At 53.8% G+C, this 18,013-nt stretch carries 19 protein-coding genes; 5 read left to right on the forward strand and 14 right to left on the reverse strand.

The window, feature by feature from the left end; genetic code table 11:
- Positions 1-28: 28 nt before the first annotated feature.
- From ACHUEV_RS01710 to ACHUEV_RS01750, 9 genes are all read right to left on the reverse strand, one after another.
- Positions 29-187: a hypothetical protein gene (locus tag ACHUEV_RS01710; protein WP_394177340.1), complete on the reverse strand. Its 159-nt coding sequence runs from the start codon at positions 185-187 to the stop codon at positions 29-31.
- Positions 187-1,425, reverse strand: a complete 1,239-nt coding sequence (locus ACHUEV_RS01715; RefSeq protein WP_394177341.1) for an NADH-quinone oxidoreductase subunit D — start codon at positions 1,423-1,425, stop codon at positions 187-189. Before ACHUEV_RS01715 ends, ACHUEV_RS01710 begins: the two co-directional genes overlap by 1 nt.
- Positions 1,422-2,318 carry a sulfotransferase gene (locus ACHUEV_RS01720; protein WP_394177342.1) on the reverse strand — a complete coding sequence of 299 codons (897 nt, stop codon included), beginning with the start codon at positions 2,316-2,318 and terminating at the stop codon, positions 1,422-1,424. The genes ACHUEV_RS01715 and ACHUEV_RS01720 overlap by 4 nt, the downstream gene beginning before the upstream one ends.
- A 52-nt stretch (positions 2,319-2,370) precedes the next feature.
- Complete coding sequence (locus ACHUEV_RS01725; RefSeq protein ID WP_394177343.1) at positions 2,371-2,973, reverse strand: NADH-quinone oxidoreductase subunit C; 603 nt, start codon at positions 2,971-2,973, stop codon at positions 2,371-2,373.
- A gap of 23 nt (positions 2,974-2,996) precedes the next feature.
- Complete coding sequence (locus ACHUEV_RS01730) at positions 2,997-3,530, reverse strand: NuoB/complex I 20 kDa subunit family protein (RefSeq protein ID WP_106353629.1); 534 nt, start codon at positions 3,528-3,530, stop codon at positions 2,997-2,999.
- Positions 3,531-3,780: 250 nt separating this feature from the next.
- Positions 3,781-4,146: an NADH-quinone oxidoreductase subunit A gene (locus ACHUEV_RS01735; RefSeq protein ID WP_394177344.1), complete on the reverse strand. Its 366-nt coding sequence runs from the start codon at positions 4,144-4,146 to the stop codon at positions 3,781-3,783.
- A 119-nt stretch (positions 4,147-4,265) separates the two neighbouring features.
- Positions 4,266-5,204 carry a hypothetical protein gene (locus ACHUEV_RS01740; RefSeq protein WP_394177345.1) on the reverse strand — a complete coding sequence of 313 codons (939 nt, stop codon included), beginning with the start codon at positions 5,202-5,204 and terminating at the stop codon, positions 4,266-4,268.
- Positions 5,205-5,295: 91 nt separating this feature from the next.
- Positions 5,296-6,501, reverse strand: coding sequence for a DegT/DnrJ/EryC1/StrS family aminotransferase (locus ACHUEV_RS01745; RefSeq protein WP_394177346.1), 1,206 nt, complete (start codon positions 6,499-6,501; stop codon positions 5,296-5,298).
- Between the two features lie 38 nt (positions 6,502-6,539).
- Positions 6,540-7,202 (reverse strand): HAD-IA family hydrolase, encoded by a 663-nt coding sequence (locus tag ACHUEV_RS01750; protein ID WP_394177347.1) that lies wholly within the window; start codon positions 7,200-7,202, stop codon positions 6,540-6,542.
- Between the two features lie 127 nt (positions 7,203-7,329).
- Here ACHUEV_RS01750 and glmU point away from each other — a divergent pair, with 127 nt between their 5' ends.
- From glmU to ACHUEV_RS01770, 4 genes are read left to right on the forward strand one after another with little or no spacing between them, the layout of a single operon-like run.
- Positions 7,330-8,673: a bifunctional UDP-N-acetylglucosamine diphosphorylase/glucosamine-1-phosphate N-acetyltransferase GlmU gene (gene glmU, locus ACHUEV_RS01755; RefSeq protein ID WP_394177348.1), complete on the forward strand. Its 1,344-nt coding sequence runs from the start codon at positions 7,330-7,332 to the stop codon at positions 8,671-8,673.
- A gap of 2 nt (positions 8,674-8,675) precedes the next feature.
- On the forward strand, positions 8,676-10,499 hold the full coding sequence (gene glmS / locus ACHUEV_RS01760) for a glutamine--fructose-6-phosphate transaminase (isomerizing) (RefSeq protein ID WP_394177349.1): 1,824 nt from the start codon (positions 8,676-8,678) through the stop codon (positions 10,497-10,499).
- Entirely contained in the window at positions 10,496-11,086 is a 591-nt protein-coding gene (locus ACHUEV_RS01765) for a GNAT family N-acetyltransferase (protein WP_394177350.1), read from the forward strand. The genes glmS and ACHUEV_RS01765 overlap by 4 nt, the downstream gene beginning before the upstream one ends.
- Positions 11,083-11,769 (forward strand): DNA alkylation repair protein, encoded by a 687-nt coding sequence (locus tag ACHUEV_RS01770; protein WP_394177352.1) that lies wholly within the window; start codon positions 11,083-11,085, stop codon positions 11,767-11,769. The genes ACHUEV_RS01765 and ACHUEV_RS01770 overlap by 4 nt, the downstream gene beginning before the upstream one ends.
- Positions 11,770-11,786: 17 nt before the next feature.
- Here ACHUEV_RS01770 and ACHUEV_RS01775 read toward each other — a convergent pair whose 3' ends face one another.
- Positions 11,787-12,266, reverse strand: a complete 480-nt coding sequence (locus ACHUEV_RS01775) for a D-galactarate dehydratase (RefSeq protein WP_394177353.1) — start codon at positions 12,264-12,266, stop codon at positions 11,787-11,789.
- 85 nt (positions 12,267-12,351) lie between these two features.
- Here ACHUEV_RS01775 and moaA point away from each other — a divergent pair, with 85 nt between their 5' ends.
- Entirely contained in the window at positions 12,352-13,356 is a 1,005-nt protein-coding gene (gene moaA / locus ACHUEV_RS01780; protein ID WP_394177354.1) for a GTP 3',8-cyclase MoaA, read from the forward strand.
- Positions 13,357-13,429: 73 nt separating this feature from the next.
- On the opposite strand, the gene ACHUEV_RS01785 is transcribed toward moaA, so the two are convergent.
- The 4 genes from ACHUEV_RS01785 to argE all read right to left on the reverse strand — a co-directional run bounded on the left by ACHUEV_RS01785 (position 13,430) and on the right by argE (position 17,844).
- On the reverse strand, positions 13,430-14,029 hold the full coding sequence (locus ACHUEV_RS01785; protein ID WP_394177355.1) for a hypothetical protein: 600 nt from the start codon (positions 14,027-14,029) through the stop codon (positions 13,430-13,432).
- An 87-nt stretch (positions 14,030-14,116) separates the two neighbouring features.
- Positions 14,117-15,280 carry a M20 aminoacylase family protein gene (locus ACHUEV_RS01790; protein ID WP_394177356.1) on the reverse strand — a complete coding sequence of 388 codons (1,164 nt, stop codon included), beginning with the start codon at positions 15,278-15,280 and terminating at the stop codon, positions 14,117-14,119.
- Positions 15,281-15,340: 60 nt separating this feature from the next.
- Positions 15,341-16,687 (reverse strand): NAD(P)/FAD-dependent oxidoreductase, encoded by a 1,347-nt coding sequence (locus tag ACHUEV_RS01795; protein WP_394177357.1) that lies wholly within the window; start codon positions 16,685-16,687, stop codon positions 15,341-15,343.
- Complete coding sequence (gene argE, locus ACHUEV_RS01800) at positions 16,684-17,844, reverse strand: acetylornithine deacetylase (RefSeq protein WP_394177358.1); 1,161 nt, start codon at positions 17,842-17,844, stop codon at positions 16,684-16,686. Before argE ends, ACHUEV_RS01795 begins: the two co-directional genes overlap by 4 nt.
- Positions 17,845-18,013: the final 169 nt, after the last annotated feature.

Genomic DNA, 18,013 nt, shown 5'->3' on the forward strand with positions numbered 1-18,013 from the left:
CAATTCCTTCCAATATCCGCCGAGCGGTTCAAAGTAGGCCACGCAGAAACGTCGCCAAAAGCACAGCGACTGCACCAGCAATCGCAGATTTCGCAAAACGACCACGACCACGCGCGACAAGCCCACCAGCGATGCCGGCAACGGCACCAAGAACCAGCAACCAAATGTCAAGCGTAATCGAACCCATTAGCGGTCGATCTCACCGAACACGACGTCCATCGTACCGATAATCGCAGCAACGTCGGCAAGCTGGTGACCACCAGCAACGTGGTCCATCGCCTGCAAGTGCAAGAAGCCGGGCGCGCGCAGTTTTGCGCGGTATGGTTTATTTGATCCATCAGCTACCAGATAGACGCCAAACTCACCTTTAGGTGCCTCGACCGCGGCGTAAACTTCGCCTGCTGGTACGTGGAAACCTTCGGTATACAGCTTGAAGTGATGGATCAGTGATTCCATTGATGTCTTCATCTCGCCACGTGTAGGCGGTGTCATCTTACCACGCGCCATCACGTCACCCTTTTCGTGGCGCAGCTTTTCACAGGCCTGACGAATGATTGATGTCGACTGACGCATTTCTTCCATGCGGCACAGGTAACGGTCATAGCAGTCACCGTTTTTGCCAACAGGAATTTGGAATTCGAATTCGTCATAGCATTCATATGGCTGCGCACGGCGCAAATCCCACGCAAGGCCGGAACCACGCACCATTACACCAGAGAAGCCCCACTCTTGGATGTCTTCCTCAGTGACGATGCCTATGTCAGCGTTACGCTGTTTGAAAATCCGATTTTCAGTCAGCAGGCCGTCAATGTCAGCCAGAACCTTCGGGAACTCAACTGCCCAAGTATCAATATCCTCGATCAGTTGATCAGGCAGATCCTGGTGAACACCGCCCGGACGGAAGTATGCAGCGTGCAAACGGGCACCACAGGCGCGCTCGTAAAACACCATCAGCTTTTCACGCTCTTCAAAGCCCCAGAGAGGTGGGGTCAGCGCGCCAACGTCCATCGCTTGGGTCGTAACGTTCAGCAGGTGGTTCAATACCCGGCCAATTTCAGAATAAAGCACGCGGATCAGCGACGCGCGACGCGGTACTTCGGTACCTGTCAGCTTTTCAATCGCAAGACACCAAGCATGTTCCTGGTTCATTGGGGCCACATAATCCAACCGGTCGAAATACGGCAGGTTCTGTAAGTAAGTGCGGCTTTCCATCAGCTTTTCGGTACCACGGTGCAGCAGACCGATGTGTGGGTCACAACGTTCAACAATCTCGCCGTCTAGTTCAAGAACCAAACGCAAAACACCGTGAGCCGCAGGGTGTTGCGGACCAAAGTTAATGTTGAAATTACGAATCTGCTGCTCGTCAGTTGCAGCGTCTGTTGATCCGTCGTCGTAGGTATTCACACGGATATCACCATCCATCATGATACAGCCCTCGCTAAATTGTCTTGCCACCTTTGTGGCAGTGGACCCAAGTTTTGGGCCACCCATTCGTATTGTTCTTTTAAGAACTGCACAGCACGCGCTGCCAGCCCTTCATCCATAGCGGCCGCAGGGCCTGCATGGACTTTGGTTTTTGTATTCGCCGCTTTGTGGTCAATGCCGATAAACGCGCAAAGGGACTTAACACCTTCATCGCTGATCAGCTGCTCACTAAACGTCGTTAGCAGTTTTGCCGATGGCACCGCTGTTTGCAGTTTTGTCACTGCATCGCGGTAATCGCTACGTGCAACCATGCCTTTGTCGCTATCCCCCGCAATCACGGATGCCAGTCTGTCATTCGCTTTCGCCCGCAGATCTTTCTGACCGCTTTCGCGAGATACGATCATGCGAACGTTGCTCCAAAGGCGATCCAGCGGATCACGCATAATATAGATAAAGCGTGTCTCAGGACGCAAATCGGTCATCCGCTTTAGCATTGGTACGTCAAGCAAACCGTAAGCCGGGGTCACATCAGCCACTACGGGTACAGGACCCGCATTGCGCGAAAGCCACTCCCAATAGGCTGCATCCCCTGCCCGGTCACCCGCAAGAACGCTGATCAGATCATTCATCTCATCGCGCTGACGCAGCAGGTTCTGCGCGCGATCAAAATCGCCGTCGACTTCACACTTGGCTGCTTTCATCTCCAGTCCGGCTGCCCGCAATTTGAATGCAGCAATCTGGCTTTTGCGGCGCTTGTCGGGAAAAGTATCCCAGTAATGCGCCTCTTTCACAGCAGTGACGTGACAGGATTGGTGGTCATGAAGATAGCGGTACAACCAAGACGTCCCCGCCTTTGTCGCACCAGCGCAATAAACAAGCGAAGCAGAGGTCACGCGTGGCACCTCGCTTCAACTTGAAATATGTGAGCCAAAAGTGGCATCCGCGTTACGCTTCTTTCTTTTCGTCGCCGGGCAGGATGTACTGCGCACCTTCCCAAGGAGACATGAAGTCAAACTGACGGTATTCTTGGACCAGCTTCACTGGCTCATAAACAACCCGCTTTTGAACTTCATCATAGCGTACTTCGGTATAACCCGTTGTCGGGAAATCCTTGCGCAGCGGATATCCGCGGAAACCATAGTCTGTCAGGATGCGACGCAAATCTGGGTGCCCTGAAAACAAAATGCCGAACATGTCAAAGATTTCACGTTCAAACCAGTTAGCACTGGGGTGAACCGACAAAATTGACGGCATCATTTCATCTTCGCGAATCTGAACCCGCAAACGAATGCGCTGGTTCTGATACATGCTGAGGAAATGGTAGACGACATCAAACCGTTTATCGCGGCTTGGATAATCGACAGCCGTGATATCGACCAATGATGAAAACTTGCAAGCCTGATCGGTTTTTAGGAACTCGACCAATGTCACAAGAGACGTTGGCGCGACAGTGACGGTCAGCTCATCATGGGTAACTTCCCACGATTGGACGCAGTCATTACGCTTGGCTTCCAAAAGAGCGCCGAGTTCATTGAGTGCTTCGGTCATTTTATATCCTTTCAGCACGCGCCTTAGCGCACGATCGTCCCGGTCCGGCGAATTTTGCGTTGCAGCTGCAAAATACCATAAAGCAGTGCCTCGGCGGTTGGCGGGCAACCCGGCACATAGACATCAACAGGCACAATGCGATCACAACCACGTACGACTGAATAGCTATAGTGATAATAGCCGCCGCCATTTGCGCATGACCCCATTGAGATCACATAACGTGGCTCGGGCATCTGGTCGTAAACCTTGCGCAGCGCAGGCGCCATTTTATTGGTCAGCGTACCAGCAACAATCATCAGGTCAGATTGACGTGGAGAAGCACGAGGTGCAGTGCCAAACCGCTCAAGATCGTAGCGTGGCATAGATGTGTGCATCATCTCAACGGCACAACAGGCAAGACCAAAGGTCATCCAGTGCAGTGATCCGGTGCGCGCCCAATTAATCATATCTGCGGTGCTGGTCACAAGGAAACCCTTGTCCTGCAGTTCGCGATTAAGGGTCTGGGTGGCAGCTTCCTTGTCGGCGCCCGCATCGTTCGGGCCGGTGGCGATCCCCATAAGTGCGTCTTTCCTTATCAGTTCCCATGCAGACCAAGGGCCTACCTTTTGCAACTCAGGAACTACGCTTGGTCCCCCCTAAGGTCAAGACTGCACAGCCCTCCGTAGGCGATCAATAAGTCCGGTTTTCAATGAATGGCGCTGAATCTAGCGGATAATGGGTTTTGGGGCGCGATTGATCCGGTCCTGCAACGAAAAATGCCGGTTGCGTTTGCAACCGGCATTTCAAAATTTCATCGTGTCCGGCGGGTTATTCCCACTCAAGCGCGCCTTTTTTCCACTCATAGGCAAATCCGGCGGTCAAAACGCCCAAGAAGACCATCATCGACCAGAAGCCCACCATGCTGATATCTTTAAAAGCAACGGCCCATGGAAACAGGAACGCGACCTCAAGATCGAAGATGATGAATAGGATCGAAACGAGGTAGAAGCGTACATCGAATTTCATACGCGCATCGTCAAAAGCGTTAAACCCACATTCATAAGCAGAAACTTTTTCAGGATCTGGATTGCGCACAGCGACAATCGCAGCGGCAAGAATCAGGATCAGACCAAGGGCAATCGCCAGCCCCAGAAAAATCATGATCGGCAGATATTCAACAAGCATTTCCTGCATGACGGGTCCCTTTTGGCACGGCACACGGAACTGCGCACCTTAATATAGCTGTCTGCTGCATACCCCTGCCCCCACAAAGGGTCAACAAGCGGCAACACGAAATCAAAGGCACGTAATGCCTAGAATTTGTCGAGCGCTGGCTGACGCGGATGCAAAATGATCCCAGCAAGTGAAAGCAGCGACACAGCATGGGCCAACCCGTTTGCACAGCTTGGTGTGCTTTGCATTAGTTCGGCCACTTCGACCAAATTATCTGTCTGCTGATCCATGAGCCAAAACATTGCATGCATTCCCAAGGTGAAATCACCGGGCATTTCAGTGATCTCGACCCGGCAGCCGTCGCCTTCGGGGATGTACTTGTATGATGTGACCGTGACGTCACCGCCAGCAAGCACAAGCATGACTTCGTGGTTTTCAGAATCGGACTGAAGCACTTTAGCGTCGATTTTCACGACCATCGGGCGCGTTGGATCATCTGGATCAGCTTCATGTTGCGATACCACTGCAACATCAAAGAATCCCTTATCATCCACCGGACCAGCCATCACCCGGCCACGGCGCGTATCAGGTCGTAGACCAAATTGCCGGCTCGCCACCGATGGGGCGAAAGGCACGTGGATGTCTGTCGTCAGACGCATGTGAACAGATGGCCCGATATAAACCAACGTTTCGATCAAAAAATGAGTGATCAAGGTCAAAACGACGATCAATAAAACGGCCAAAAAGATCAGCAAGACCAATGCCGCCCCACGGTAGGGAATCGGAGCGATATCTGACAATACCTCTAGCAGTGGAAGCACGACCATGAAGCAGGCCGTGGACACCGCCAAGCTAAGCGTTTCGACGGGAACATTTGGAAACAACACGACATGCGTCGTCACGACAAATCCTATAATTGCCAAAATGCGCAGCGCCCGCATTGGCGGTAAGATAGTTGGATCGATCACTGAAACGACCGCAAGCAGCAGTCCAGACATGACAATTGCGGCAACGATCAAGCGTCGTAGCCGCGAAATCCGATAGATCGCTTGTGCAAATGTCGGCCAGCTGAAAGGCATTTTGCTCCCCTTTCGCTCCCAGTAATTCGCAATTCGGTCAGAACTGCGACAGAATTCCGGCTTTTCAAGCTAAGGCGGCGGAATCACGCCATTAACTCGGTGCAGACTGCGCCTGAAAAACCGCACCTACTTCGGCGCGAATGATCCGCGTGATTAACGCGCAATCATCAAGGCTAAAGGTTAAGGGCAGCCGCATATCGACGATACCCGCCAGAATACGATCTGACGCGGGCATTGGATTGCTTGGCGCATATTTCCAGCTGTCATAGCGCGATGTGAAACCAGCCGGCTCCGCAGCGCCGAACCACTTAAGTTCGACCCCGCGTTGTGCGCATCGACTGATGACTTCCTTCACAGCCTCCGCCGTCCAATCCAGCAAAAGAAACTGAAATGAAGACGCGACAAACTGTTCATTCACCGGGCGCTTGATCAGTCGCAAGCCGGGTGTTTCCATTAAACCCGCCTCAACTGCGTCATACCGCGCATTCCATTTTTTTGCCTGCTCAGAGAGGTTTCGAAGTTGCGGGCGCAAAATGGCCGCTCTCAAATTATCCATACGCCCCGAAATATTCGGCGTGTCATATTTGATTTGCGCGAATACCTCAGGCGCTGGTGCGGCGCGATGGCGATCAAAAAGCATATAGCTCCCTGATAGCATAATCGCCCGCGCCATGCTGTCCGCGTCGTTAGAGATAAGCAGCCCACCTTCGCCCGAATTAATGTGTTTATAGGTTTGGGTCGAATAGCAGCCAAAGCGCCCCCATCGGCCGCTTGGTACACCATTCCAAGACGCCCCCATCGTATGAGCGCAATCTTCAATCACAACAACACCAGCTGCGTCACATAGCGCCATTAAGCGCTCCATATCGCAAATGTGGCCGCGCATGTGGCTCAGCAACAGGACCTTGGCCTGAGAAAGCTTCTCTGCCAGATCATCTAAATCGATCACAAGGTCATCAGTTACGCCGACGAACACCGGCACCCCGCCCACCGCGGCGATGGCGCCGGGAACCGGGGCAAGGGTGAAGGTATTCGTTAGAACATTGTCACCATGACCAACACCGCAAGCACGCAGTGCAGTCGCCAGTGCATAACCGCCCGATGCCACCGCAAGGCAGTATCTCGCGCTGACGCAGTCAGCGAATTCTTCCTCCAACAGCGCGACCTCTGCGACTTCGCCAGCCACAGTATTATAGCGGTGCAAACGACCGTGTTGCATAACGGCATTTGCCGCAGCGATCCCTTCGTCTGGGATCGGCTCTTGCTGGGTAAAACTACCATTAAAAACTTCAGTCATAACGCGACCTTGTGGGGCAAAACCCGTTCCGTCAATAGCTAGCCGATCAAACGCGCAACGACCCCGTGCAATTCGTCGAAATGATCAATAGTCGCCTCAGGCTCTAGCGCACGCACATCGTCTGAACCCGGTCCAAATGTCACCAGCACCGACGGCACCCCCGCATTCCGGGAGGTATCACGATCGGTTGCCGTATCTCCAACCAGCAACGACTGACGCGGGTCCCCGCCTGCACGGCGTACCGCCTCAAGGTGATGCTCTGGGTCTGGCTTGCGAACCGGCAAAGTATCCGCGCCGATCAGCGAGGCAAACGCATCGCGTACGCCAAGGCTTTGCATCAAGGTTTCAGCAAGCCCTTCGGGTTTGTTTGTCGCGATACCGACGGCATAACCCGCTGATTTAAGCTGCTCTACAGAATCCATCGCCCCGGGATACAGTACAGTATGACTGTTAATGTCCTGCGCATAGGCCTCTAACAAGTTTGGATACTGACGATCAATTTCATCATGACCAAACCCATCAACGCGCGAAAACCCAAGGGTCAGCATCGCGCGCCCACCGCGCAACGCTGTACCGGCGTCCTGCTTTGCATCTAATAGATCACCCAACCCCAAACTGCGAAAGCAACTATTGGCGGCAGAAATCAAATCACCGCTGGTATCCGCCAACGTGCCATCAAGATCAAAAATAACAGTGCGCATGCTGGGGTCCTTTGCAATTGTATCCCCACCATCTGTAACGCCGTGTAAACTGATGTGAAGCCCTTCCCCCTTGTGCAAATGAAAAACCCAAGTAGAAGACAGACCAAACCACAACCCTGAGGTAGTAATGACGACCGCATTAATTATTCTTGGCGCAGGAATGGGCACTCGGATGAACTCCGATCTACCCAAAGTGCTGCACCAGATCGCCGGCGCACCTATGCTTGTGCACGCTATGAAAGCCGGAGCGGCGCTTAACCCAGAACACACCGTTGTCGTCGCAGGGCACGGTGCCGCTGCTGTTGAAAAAGCAGCGAAAGCCTATGACCCCGACGCCGTGATCGCGCTACAATCCGAACAACTTGGCACTGGTCACGCTGTGGCGCAGGCACGTGATGCGCTGGCTGGTTTCGATGGTGACGCGATTGTTCTTTACGGCGACACACCGTTCATCAGTCCTGAAACACTCGCAGCAATGACCGCCGCCCGCCTAACGCATGATATCGTTGTTTTAGGCTTTGAGGCCGCTGATCCCGGCCGTTATGGTCGTCTTATTGTCAAAGAAGACCAACTTGATAAAATCGTCGAATTCAGAGACGCGACAGATGATGAACGCAAGGTAACGCTCTGTAATAGCGGCGTTATAGCTGCCAATGCAAATATGCTTTTCGACCTCATTGACGCAGTCGGAAACGATAATGCATCAGGCGAATACTACCTGACTGACATCATCGGTATTGCGCGTCGACGCGGATCGTCGGCTACCGTTGTGCGCTGCGACGAATCCGAAACCCTTGGGGTCAACTCACGACGTGAATTGTCGCGTGCAGAGGCGCTTTACCAAGCCCGTGTTCGCGCTATTGCGCAAGAAGATGGCGTCACGCTGACTGCGCCCGAAACTGTGTTCTTTGCCCACGACACCGTCATTGGCCGTGACACAATCATTGAACCAAACGTGGTCTTCGGCCCCGGCGTGACCATCGAATCCGGAGCAACGATCCGCGCCTTTTCCCACCTTGAAGGTTGCCACGTGTCACGTGGCTCCGTTGTGGGCCCCTATGCCCGCTTGCGTCCCGGTGCGGAGCTGTCTGAGAACGTAAAGGTCGGCAATTTCGTCGAAATCAAAAACGCCGAAATCCTCGAAGGCGCCAAGGTGAACCACCTTTCATATATCGGCGATGCAACTGTTGGCGCACGTGCAAACATTGGTGCGGGTACAATTACCTGTAATTATGACGGGTTCTTTAAGCACAAAACAACCATCGGGCCTGATGCATTTATCGGATCAAACACGATGTTGGTCGCGCCTGTGACTGTCGGCGCTGAAGCGATGACCGCGTCCGGCTCTGTCATTACACGCGATGTTCCTGCTGGCGATCTGGCATTAGGCCGCGCCCGTCAAGACAACAAACCCGGACTTGCGGTGCGCCTGTTCGACAAACTGCGTGCTCTAAAGGCAAAAGGAAAATAACCATGTGTGGCATTGTAGGTGTACTGGGAAATCACGAGGCCGCGCCAATCTTGGTCGAGGCCCTAAAGCGGCTTGAATATCGTGGCTACGACAGTGCCGGGATCGCGACCGTCAACGATCTTCGACTTGATCGCCGCCGTGCTGTTGGCAAGCTTGTAAACCTGTCCGACCTATTGGTTCACGAACCTCTGGCCGGAAAATCAGGCATCGGCCACACGCGTTGGGCCACCCATGGTGTTCCGAACGTTGGCAACGCTCACCCGCATCGCGCGGGCGGCGTCGCAGTTGTTCACAACGGCATCGTTGAAAATTTTCGTGAACTGCGTGAGTTCCTCGCGACCGAAGGCATCGGATTTGAAACAGACACGGATACCGAAACCGTCGCCCTGCTCGCTCAGTATTACCGAGACAAAGGTTTCTCCCCCGTCGACGCGGCCGCGCAGACAATTGCACGACTTGAAGGTGCATATGCCCTGTGTTTCTTGTTCGATGGCGAAGACGACCTGCTGATTGCTGCCCGCAAAGGTTCGCCGCTCGCGATCGGTTATGGCGAAGGAGAGATGTTCGTTGGGTCGGACGCCATTGCACTGGCCCCAATGACAGATCGGATTAGTTACCTCGAAGAAGGTGACTGGGCGGTGATCACCCGGACATCAGTCGAAATTCGTGACCGCGAAGGCAACATTGCCAATCGCCAGATCAAAACGATCCAGATCGACACCGCGCAGGTCGACAAAAGCGGCTATAAACACTTTATGGCCAAAGAAATCGCCGAGCAGCCAACAGTGCTGCAAGGTGCGCTCGCCCATTATATTAATGCTGATGCAACTGCCGTGACGCTGCCCGAACCGGGTTTGGACTTCACGCAGGTTGAACGCATGACGATGGTCGCATGTGGCACCGCTTTTTACGCCTGCTTGGTTGCGAAATACTGGTTCGAACAGATCGCGGGCATCCCAGTTGAGGTCGATGTTGCCTCAGAATTTCGCTACCGTGAGCCACCAGTCACACCGGGTACGGTTGCGCTATTCGTCAGCCAATCCGGTGAAACCGCCGATACGCTGGCCGCCCTTCGCTACATGGAAGGGAAAGCTGCAAAAATCGTATCTGTGGTGAACGTACCCGAAAGCTCTATTGCGCGTGAAAGCGACCTGCCCTTGCCAATTCTGGCGGGCACCGAAATCGGCGTTGCTTCGACCAAAGCATTCACATGTCAGCTCACGACACTCGCGATCCTAGCCTTGAACGCGGCACACGCACGTGGCCGGATCACGGATGCGGAACTTGCTGAAAAGCTGGGTAACTTGCGCGGCATGCCGGGCATCGTAAACCTTGCACTTGGCATCGAAGACAAGACCAAAGCCGTGGCAGCAGAACTGTCAGAGGCACGCGACATCCTATTCTTGGGACGTGGCGCGATGTATCCACTCGCGCATGAAGGTGCGCTAAAGTTGAAAGAAATTAGCTACATACACGCTGAAGCCTACGCATCAGGCGAGCTCAAGCACGGGCCAATCGCATTGGTTGACCAACATGTTCCGGTGATTGTCATGGCGCCACGTGACGCATTGTTCGACAAGACAATTTCAAACATGCAAGAAGTCATGGCGCGCGGCGGCAAGGTTCTTTTGATCACAGATCAAAAAGGCGCAGCCGAAGCTGGCGACGGTGTATGGGATACAATCATCATGCCCGAGATCGATCCCTTCCTCGCGCCGATCCTTTACGCGGTTCCTGCGCAGTTGCTGGCCTATTACACAGCTATTGCTAAGGGCACGGATGTTGACCAGCCCCGCAACCTTGCCAAATCTGTGACCGTAGAATGATCAATGTTCGCCCTGTGACCTTGACTGACAGTGCTGTCACGCTTGTTCCACTGGAACAAGCGCACGCGACAGACTTAAGTGCAGCAGCGGCAGAGGGCGAACTTTGGAAGACGTGGTGCACTGCTGTGCCCCATCCTGATTTGGTCGCCGACGAAATCAAGCGGCGGTTAGACATGCAGGCAAACGGGAACATGCTTCCCTTTGCTGTACTGACTACGGATGGCAAAGCGGTCGGTATGACGACCTATATGAACATCGAGGCAGCGCATAAGCGCCTCGAAATCGGCAGCACATGGTATCGTAAATCCGTCCAACGCGGTCCGCTAAACTCGCAAGCCAAACGGTTATTGCTCGGGCATGCGTTTGACGATCTGGGATGCAACGTCGTAGAATTTCGCACCCATTTTATGAACCACCAAAGTCGGGCGGCGATCGAACGACTTGGGGCAAAGCTTGATGGGGTTTTGCGGTCACATCAAATCACAGCAGATGGATCGCTTCGCGATACCTGCGTTTACTCTATACTTGCGCATGAATGGCCTGCCGTTCGCGCCAACCTCACATGGAAGCTGAGCACGTCAAAATGACAACAACAAAACAAGCCATTGCAGCACTACGCGAAGCGGGCGATCCGGCCAAAGCAGCTGAAATGCATAAGTATCATAAGGTTGATCGTCCCTATCTTGGTATTGCTAATCCGGCAATCGACGCGCTGGTCAAGGAATGGCGCGCCGAAGACGACCTTGACGCGCGCCTGACGCTCGCGCGTGGTCTATGGAAAAGCAACATTCATGAAGGCCGCATTGCAGCTGCCAAGCTGCTGTCGCAGGCGCGCATTCGCCCCGATGACCAGGCCGCGTGGGAATTGATCGCGTCTTGGGTCCCTGATTTCGATGCTTGGGCGATTGCAGATCACGTCAGCATCGCAGGGCAAAAACGGCTTGTGGCCGACCCCACCCGTTTGGATCAGGTCGCTGAGTGGACAACATCAGATCATATGTGGACACGGCGTGCAGCGCTTGTGATGACCTTGCCATGGACAAAACAGAACAACCCCAAGTCAGCCGATCTTGCAATTCGTGACCGAGTCTTAGGATGGGCAGCTGGGTATGTGACTGATCACGATTGGTTTATTCAAAAAGCTATCGGCTGGTGGCTGCGCGAATTGTCGAAGCACGACGCTGATCGTGTGCGTGCATTCTTGGAACGCCATAGCGCAGATATGAAACCCTTTGCCGTCAAAGAGGCGCAGCGCAAACTGACCTCGTAGGGTGGGTCTTAACCCAACTACTGTTTGAAAACTTCCAATTCTGGCAGGCTAGTCAGCGGCGCTTCGATCAATCGCATCGCAGCAAGGCTGATCTGGCTGCCTGATCCTGCGACACCACCGGATGGGCGCAGCTCTACATTCACAGACTTGCCATTATATACGACACGACCGGGGCTAAGTTCAGTCACCAGCGGTGTTTTAAGCCAAATACCTGGGTCCGCCGGGGACCCTAGCGATGCAATCGTCACGCCCAAGCGTGTCTCAACGGCCGCAACTTGCGTAACCGCTGCTTCGCGTTCTTCTACAGTTGTGGTGTCAAATTCAGCCACAGTCGTCGCATTGGCAGGCGGTGGCGGCGCAGGCGTTTCATCCAATGTCGGCGTTGGTTCATCAACCACAGTTTCAGTCGGCACAGGCGTTGGACCAAACACCCCTTGGAACGATGGGGTCGTGCAGCCAGCCAAGGCAATAAGCGGGAGGATCAGTTTTGCATTCATATCGCAAACTTAATCACGGCGCGGATCAGACACAACACCGCTCAGCATGCTTGCGCAGATCAACGCGCAGCCTTACGCTACCCTAATGAGCCAGCCATTGATCGATCCATTCGCCCGCGCCATTGAATACCTTCGCGTATCAGTCACTGATCGTTGCGACTTTCGGTGCGTTTACTGCATGTCCGAAAACATGACCTTTCTGCCAAAGAAAGAACTACTAACGCTCGAAGAACTTGATCGCATGTGTTCGGCCTTTATTCGGCTTGGCGTCAGAAAACTGCGGATCACTGGTGGTGAACCATTGGTCCGTCGCGACATTATGACGTTTTTCCGCAGCATGTCCCGGCACCTTGATAGTGGCGCATTGAAAGAACTGACCGTCACGACAAACGGCAGCCAGCTCGAACGCTTTGCTGAAGATCTATACGCGGCCGGGGTCCGCCGGATTAACGTGTCGTTGGATACGCTCAACGAACAAAAGTTCGCAGATATCACGCGCTGGGGCCGCCTGCCCCAAGTGATCCGCGGCATTGACGCCGCCCAAAAAGCTGGCCTGCGGGTGAAGATCAATACTGTTGCGCTTAAGGGATTTAACGAAGACGAATTGTTCACACTCACTGATTGGTGTGCATCCCGCGATATGGACCTGACCTTTATCGAGGTCATGCCAATGGGCGACATCGGCAACGAAGACCGTTTTGGTCAATACTGGTCGCTCAAGGACCTGCGTGCGCAACTTGCTACCCGCTCTGACCTCACCGAGCTGACCGAAAAAACCGGCGGGCCGGCACGTTACATGCGGATGGAAAGCACAGGCCAGAAGATTGGCTTTATCACCCCCCTGTCCCACAATTTCTGCGAAAGCTGCAACCGCGTGCGCGTGACCTGCACAGGCGAGATTTATACCTGTCTGGGTCAAGAAGGGCATTCAGACCTACGCGGTCCGCTACGCGCCTCCGAAGCTGACGCCGAGCTCGACGACGCCATTCGCGCGGCAATCGCACTAAAGCCCAAAGGGCACGATTTCGACTATTCCCGCCAACAGGTCGACGGGCAAGTCAGCCGCCACATGTCACACACAGGAGGCTGATAGGGTCTTATACTTAGCGAAAAACTGACTGATTGTTACGAAAACAAGCTATACAAAGGGCGTATACACGGGGCTAGAATGGGGACGATTGACCCATCTTGCAGGCCTGCTCCCAAGAAACGGTTAATTTCCCTGATGAAGTGTTCTTAAACTCACTACGGTCAATCATACGACTGGAGCTCATTAAACTTTCAAATCCGTCAAAAGATGTTTGATTAGGGCTAAACGCAAGCTTTACCACAAGCAATTTACTAAAATTTCCACTTAACTTTACTTCGACCCTGTTACGCTTTGAACGGGGACCAATCGTCTTAATTTCGATGTGATCATTTCCCAACCGTCCATCTGAACCCTGCGCATCGGGCTTTCGGTTTAGGCGAACTCCCCATACGACCGCACCGAAAAGTTCACCAATGGCACCGTAAATGTTTAGGTGTTTCCCTGTTGCCGAGTAATATTCTTTTGCCGCCTTGAACAGTCGGATCTCAGATAGGTCTGCATTCGGGAATTGGCGTGTAACCCTATCTTCCCATTCCAAAACAGGCAGCCTCGCTACGTGTGGTTCATCTGGATCGAATTCTCCGAAATCGTCCCATCTGATCCAATCACCGTCACCTAAATAAAGGTAATCGTCATGATTTTGGCCCTGCATCTCATCTAGCTCCAAGATCATGGTGTTCCCCCACTTATGGATGGAGGAACGCTAACACGGTTCTCGGAGACATGTCAGCACTCCAAAGTTGACTTGCGCGCGGACAAGTTACGCGGCGGGCATACGTTTCTCAACGATTTCGGCCCACCAGCTACAGCCAGCCGGGATAGCATCGTCGTTGAAATTGTAATGCGGATTGTGCACGTCGGCGGAATCGCCGTTTCCAACAAGGATATACGCGCCCGGACGTTCTTCGAGCATGAATGCGAAATCTTCGCCGCCCATGACCAATGGGGCGTCTTCACAGGCTCCGGACACTGATTTCGCCACATCTGCAGCAAATTCAGTCTGTTCTTCATGGTTCACCATGCATGGGTAGCCACGATAATATGTCACCTCAGCAGTCGCGCCAAATGTCGCCGCTGTCCCTTCGCAGATGGCTTTCAGACGTGTTTCCGCTTGATCACGCATCTCTTTCGACATCGTACGCACGGTTCCTTTTAGTTGGACTCGCTGCGCAATGACGTTGAACGCTTTGGACGAAGATTCGATTGATGTGACAGAGACAACGACCTGATCAACTGGGTCGGCATTGCGGCTGGCGATTGTTTGTAGCGCCGTCACGACATGGGCGGCAACAACGACAGAATCCACGGTCTGATGCGGCTTGGCTGCGTGTCCGCCCAGCCCTTCGATAGTGATGTCGAATTGGTCGGTGGCAGCGAAAAACGCGCCGGGGCGGATGGCGAATGATCCGACTTCGTGGCCCGGCCAGTTGTGCATGCCGTAGACCTCTTGGATATTCCAGCGGTCCATCATGCCATCTTCGCACATCTCGCGACCGCCACCGCCACCTTCTTCGGCTGGCTGGAAAATCACAACAACGGTCCCGTCAAAGTTCCGCGTTTCTGCCAGATATTTAGCGGCCCCCAGCAGCATTGCTGTGTGGCCGTCATGACCACAGGCGTGCATTGCGCCGTCAGTCTTTGATTTGTACTCAAGCCCGGTTTGTTCGTGGATTGGCAATGCGTCCATATCCGCACGCAGACCAATCACCTTGCCAGAGCTATCTGTCTTACCTTTAATCACGCCAACGACGCCGGTCCGCCCGATGCCAGTCACGATCTCATCGCATCCGAATTCCTTAAGCTTGTCGGCAACCATCGCGGAAGTCCGGTGCGTTTCGAACAAGATTTCAGGGTTCTCATGCAAGTCTCGTCGCCATGCGGTGATTTCTGGTAGCAGTTCTGCGAAACGGTTTTTGACGGGCATTGGGGTCTCTCCAGTAGGTAAGGCGTGATCGTGTCGTGTTTGTTCACAGGTCACAAGGGGTCAAAGGTTTGGGCCAAGTGTCAGCTTGGATCCATCGTGAAAGCGGGAAAGCCGGAAGCGGCTAATATCGTGGGTTGGTGTTTCTCCGGTCACAAGCTGCGCCGTGACGCGACCAAATCCGGGGCCAATGCCAAAGCCATGGCCACACATGCCGGTCGCGATGGTCAGCCCGGGAATATCAGTAGCGTTGTCAACGACAGGTACCAAATCTGGCATCGTGTCGATCATCCCCGCCCAAGCGGTCGTGATCTCAACCTTGCCAAGATGTGGGTAGGTATCGGCAAACGCCTTTGCCATGCCGTGTACCTTCTTCATGTTTGGCGCAGGGTTCAGCACGCGCATTTTCTCGAACGGGCTGATTTCATCAGCGGACCAACGCCGCGAAGTTCCCCACGCATCCGGGTAATCCTTTGGCGCTACCGCCTTTAGACGCGTACCCATTGGGTCTTGCATCAATTGCGCCGTAAAACTGCCAAAGGCGCGAAACGCGTCTGGCCCGACATAGAGTTCATGAAATCCTGACGCGGCTAGAGTATAGCCACCGTCCTGCCTGCGCCGAAACGCGAGGCGATTATCGACTGCGGCACCGTCGTGCAAATTCTCGATTGGGGCAGTTGCAGCAACCGTTGCGCGCACAGACAATTGCGGAATTTTTACGCCGTGTCGCCGTAAAAATAGCGACGACCACGCCCCGCCCGCGACCACAACAGATGAAGCAGCAATGCTGCCCATTTCTGTCACAACGCCAGACACGCGACCTGCTGCGGTTTCGATCATACGCGCAGCGCAGCCTTCGATTATCGTAACGCCATCTCGTGCGGCGGCTCGGGCCAGTGCCGGAACAGCAATCCATGGTTCGGCGCGCATGTCGCCGGGTGTCCATAGCGCGCCCGCCCACGGCGTGACTGAACCTTCGAATTGGGCGGCCGTTTCTTTTGCACCTAAAACGACGGTATCTAGCCCATGTTCTTTGGCGATCGGCAGCCAATCGGCGTATCGCGCCAAGTCTTTCTCGGTCGCAGCAAGGTAGGTCACTCCGCTTTGGCGCAGGCCAATGTCTTCGCCGATTTCATCTGCCATCTGCCGCCACATTTGTGCGGCATCCAGCATAATCGGAACCTCGGCGGCATCCCTACCCTGTGCACGGACCCAGCCCCAGTTACGCGATGATTGCTCGGCCGCGATTCGGCCTTTTTCAAGCAAGACAACTTTCGTTCCGCGCTTTGCCAGTTCCCATGCGGACATCACGCCAAGAATACCACCGCCGATGACGACAACATCGGCCTGCGCAGGTAGCGGACCGGGGTAAGAAATTGGGTCGGCGACGGAAATCGGAAAGGGCTTCACTGCGACAGTCTTTCAACTAGTGCGGTCATAAAGGCCTCGCCTTGTTGGAACTGTTCAGTGCTGATGTATTCGTTTGCCTGATGCGCCTGTTCGATATTACCCGGGCCGCAGACCACCACAGAATAGCCGCGCGCCTGAAAATGACCTGCTTCAGTGCCATAGCTAACAACATCGCTTCCATTCGCCCCAGTCAACTGTCGCGCAAGCGTTTCGGCGCTGCCGTCGGTTTCTGGTGCAAGTCCGGGTAATTCGAAAAACTGTTCAGCGGTGATTCCTGCGTCGGGATGCACGGCCTTCATCTCGGCCCTCAGTTCGGCGACCTTTTCGAGGAAACGCGCACGCCACAAAGTGATGCTTTCGCCGGGCACAACGCGGAATGTCACGTCAAAGGTGCAGTCCTTAGCGGTGATATTATGGGCAGTCCCACCATTGATCGTGCCAACATGCAACGTTGTGTAGGGAGGCACGAAATCTTTGTCGATGTCGGCAACAGGTTTTGCAGCGTTTTCTGCGTTCACCTGATTCGCCCAATCAATTAATTTGGCAGCCATCATGATCGCACTGACACCCGTATGAAGCAGCGATGAATGCACCTCGAATCCATGAAAATGCATGTGATAGCCGATACCGCCTTTGTGGCCTGTTACGACCTTCATCATCGACGGTTCGCCAACAATTACGGTGTCCGCACGCGGCATTCCTTTGCTGATCATATGTTCGATCATTGGCGGCGCACCGGTGCAGCCGATCTCTTCATCATAACTTAGTGCGATTTGTAACGGGCGTTTCAACTCGCGCTGGCTGGCAAGTGTCACCGCCCACAACGCGAGCGCGTCAAACCCTTTCATGTCACACGTTCCGCGACCATATAATTTACCCTGACGTTCCGTCACTGTGAACGGGTCGCTATCCCATTTTTGGCCTTCAATCGGAACAACATCGGTGTGTCCGGACAGCACAACACCGCCATCAATTTGCGGTCCTACGTGCGCATAAAGTGCTGCTTTATCGCCGTCTTCATTCATCACGCGTTGCGATTTCACACCTATTTCTTCTAGGTATTTTTCAACAAATTCAATAAGTTCTAAATTGCTTTGTGTGCTAACCGTTGGAAAAGAAACCAAACGATCCATTATTGCTCGTGCAGTGAGCGTCATGCGTTTTCCTTCTTGTGCTGCAATTGCCGCCACTTGTATGAGCATCTGTTCAAAGTGGTGGCAAACGCAGTCTTGCGTGGATGACGACGAGGTGCAAACTTGAAACGTCTTGCGGCCCCTAAAATAAATGTTACCGTTTGGTAAAAATCCACAATGCCTAAAAAACAGT

Origin of the sequence: Yoonia maritima (assembly GCF_043641945.1) — a bacterium.
Lineage (GTDB): Bacteria > Pseudomonadota > Alphaproteobacteria > Rhodobacterales > Rhodobacteraceae > Yoonia > Yoonia maritima_B.

Excerpts from the sequence above, each read along its gene's own strand:
- ACHUEV_RS01785 (WP_394177355.1), bottom strand. The coding sequence starts at position 14,029 with ATGATCTTGGAGCTAGATGAGATGCAGGGCCAAAATCATGACGATTAC.
- ACHUEV_RS01735 (WP_394177344.1), bottom strand. The coding sequence starts at position 4,146 with ATGCAGGAAATGCTTGTTGAATATCTGCCGATCATGATTTTTCTGGGG.
- ACHUEV_RS01715 (WP_394177341.1), bottom strand. The coding sequence starts at position 1,425 with ATGATGGATGGTGATATCCGTGTGAATACCTACGACGACGGATCAACA.
- moaA (WP_394177354.1), top strand. The coding sequence starts at position 12,352 with ATGAGCCAGCCATTGATCGATCCATTCGCCCGCGCCATTGAATACCTT.
- ACHUEV_RS01740 (WP_394177345.1), bottom strand. The coding sequence starts at position 5,204 with ATGCCTTTCAGCTGGCCGACATTTGCACAAGCGATCTATCGGATTTCG.
- ACHUEV_RS01765 (WP_394177350.1), top strand. The coding sequence starts at position 10,496 with ATGATCAATGTTCGCCCTGTGACCTTGACTGACAGTGCTGTCACGCTT.
- ACHUEV_RS01770 (WP_394177352.1), top strand. The coding sequence starts at position 11,083 with ATGACAACAACAAAACAAGCCATTGCAGCACTACGCGAAGCGGGCGAT.
- ACHUEV_RS01725 (WP_394177343.1), bottom strand. The coding sequence starts at position 2,973 with ATGACCGAAGCACTCAATGAACTCGGCGCTCTTTTGGAAGCCAAGCGT.
- glmU (WP_394177348.1), top strand. The coding sequence starts at position 7,330 with ATGACGACCGCATTAATTATTCTTGGCGCAGGAATGGGCACTCGGATG.
- ACHUEV_RS01730 (WP_106353629.1), bottom strand. The coding sequence starts at position 3,530 with ATGGGGATCGCCACCGGCCCGAACGATGCGGGCGCCGACAAGGAAGCT.
- glmS (WP_394177349.1), top strand. The coding sequence starts at position 8,676 with ATGTGTGGCATTGTAGGTGTACTGGGAAATCACGAGGCCGCGCCAATC.
- ACHUEV_RS01775 (WP_394177353.1), bottom strand. The coding sequence starts at position 12,266 with ATGAATGCAAAACTGATCCTCCCGCTTATTGCCTTGGCTGGCTGCACG.
- ACHUEV_RS01790 (WP_394177356.1), bottom strand. The coding sequence starts at position 15,280 with ATGCCCGTCAAAAACCGTTTCGCAGAACTGCTACCAGAAATCACCGCA.
- ACHUEV_RS01710 (WP_394177340.1), bottom strand. The coding sequence starts at position 187 with ATGGGTTCGATTACGCTTGACATTTGGTTGCTGGTTCTTGGTGCCGTT.
- ACHUEV_RS01745 (WP_394177346.1), bottom strand. The coding sequence starts at position 6,501 with ATGACTGAAGTTTTTAATGGTAGTTTTACCCAGCAAGAGCCGATCCCA.
- argE (WP_394177358.1), bottom strand. The coding sequence starts at position 17,844 with ATGACGCTCACTGCACGAGCAATAATGGATCGTTTGGTTTCTTTTCCA.
- ACHUEV_RS01750 (WP_394177347.1), bottom strand. The coding sequence starts at position 7,202 with ATGCGCACTGTTATTTTTGATCTTGATGGCACGTTGGCGGATACCAGC.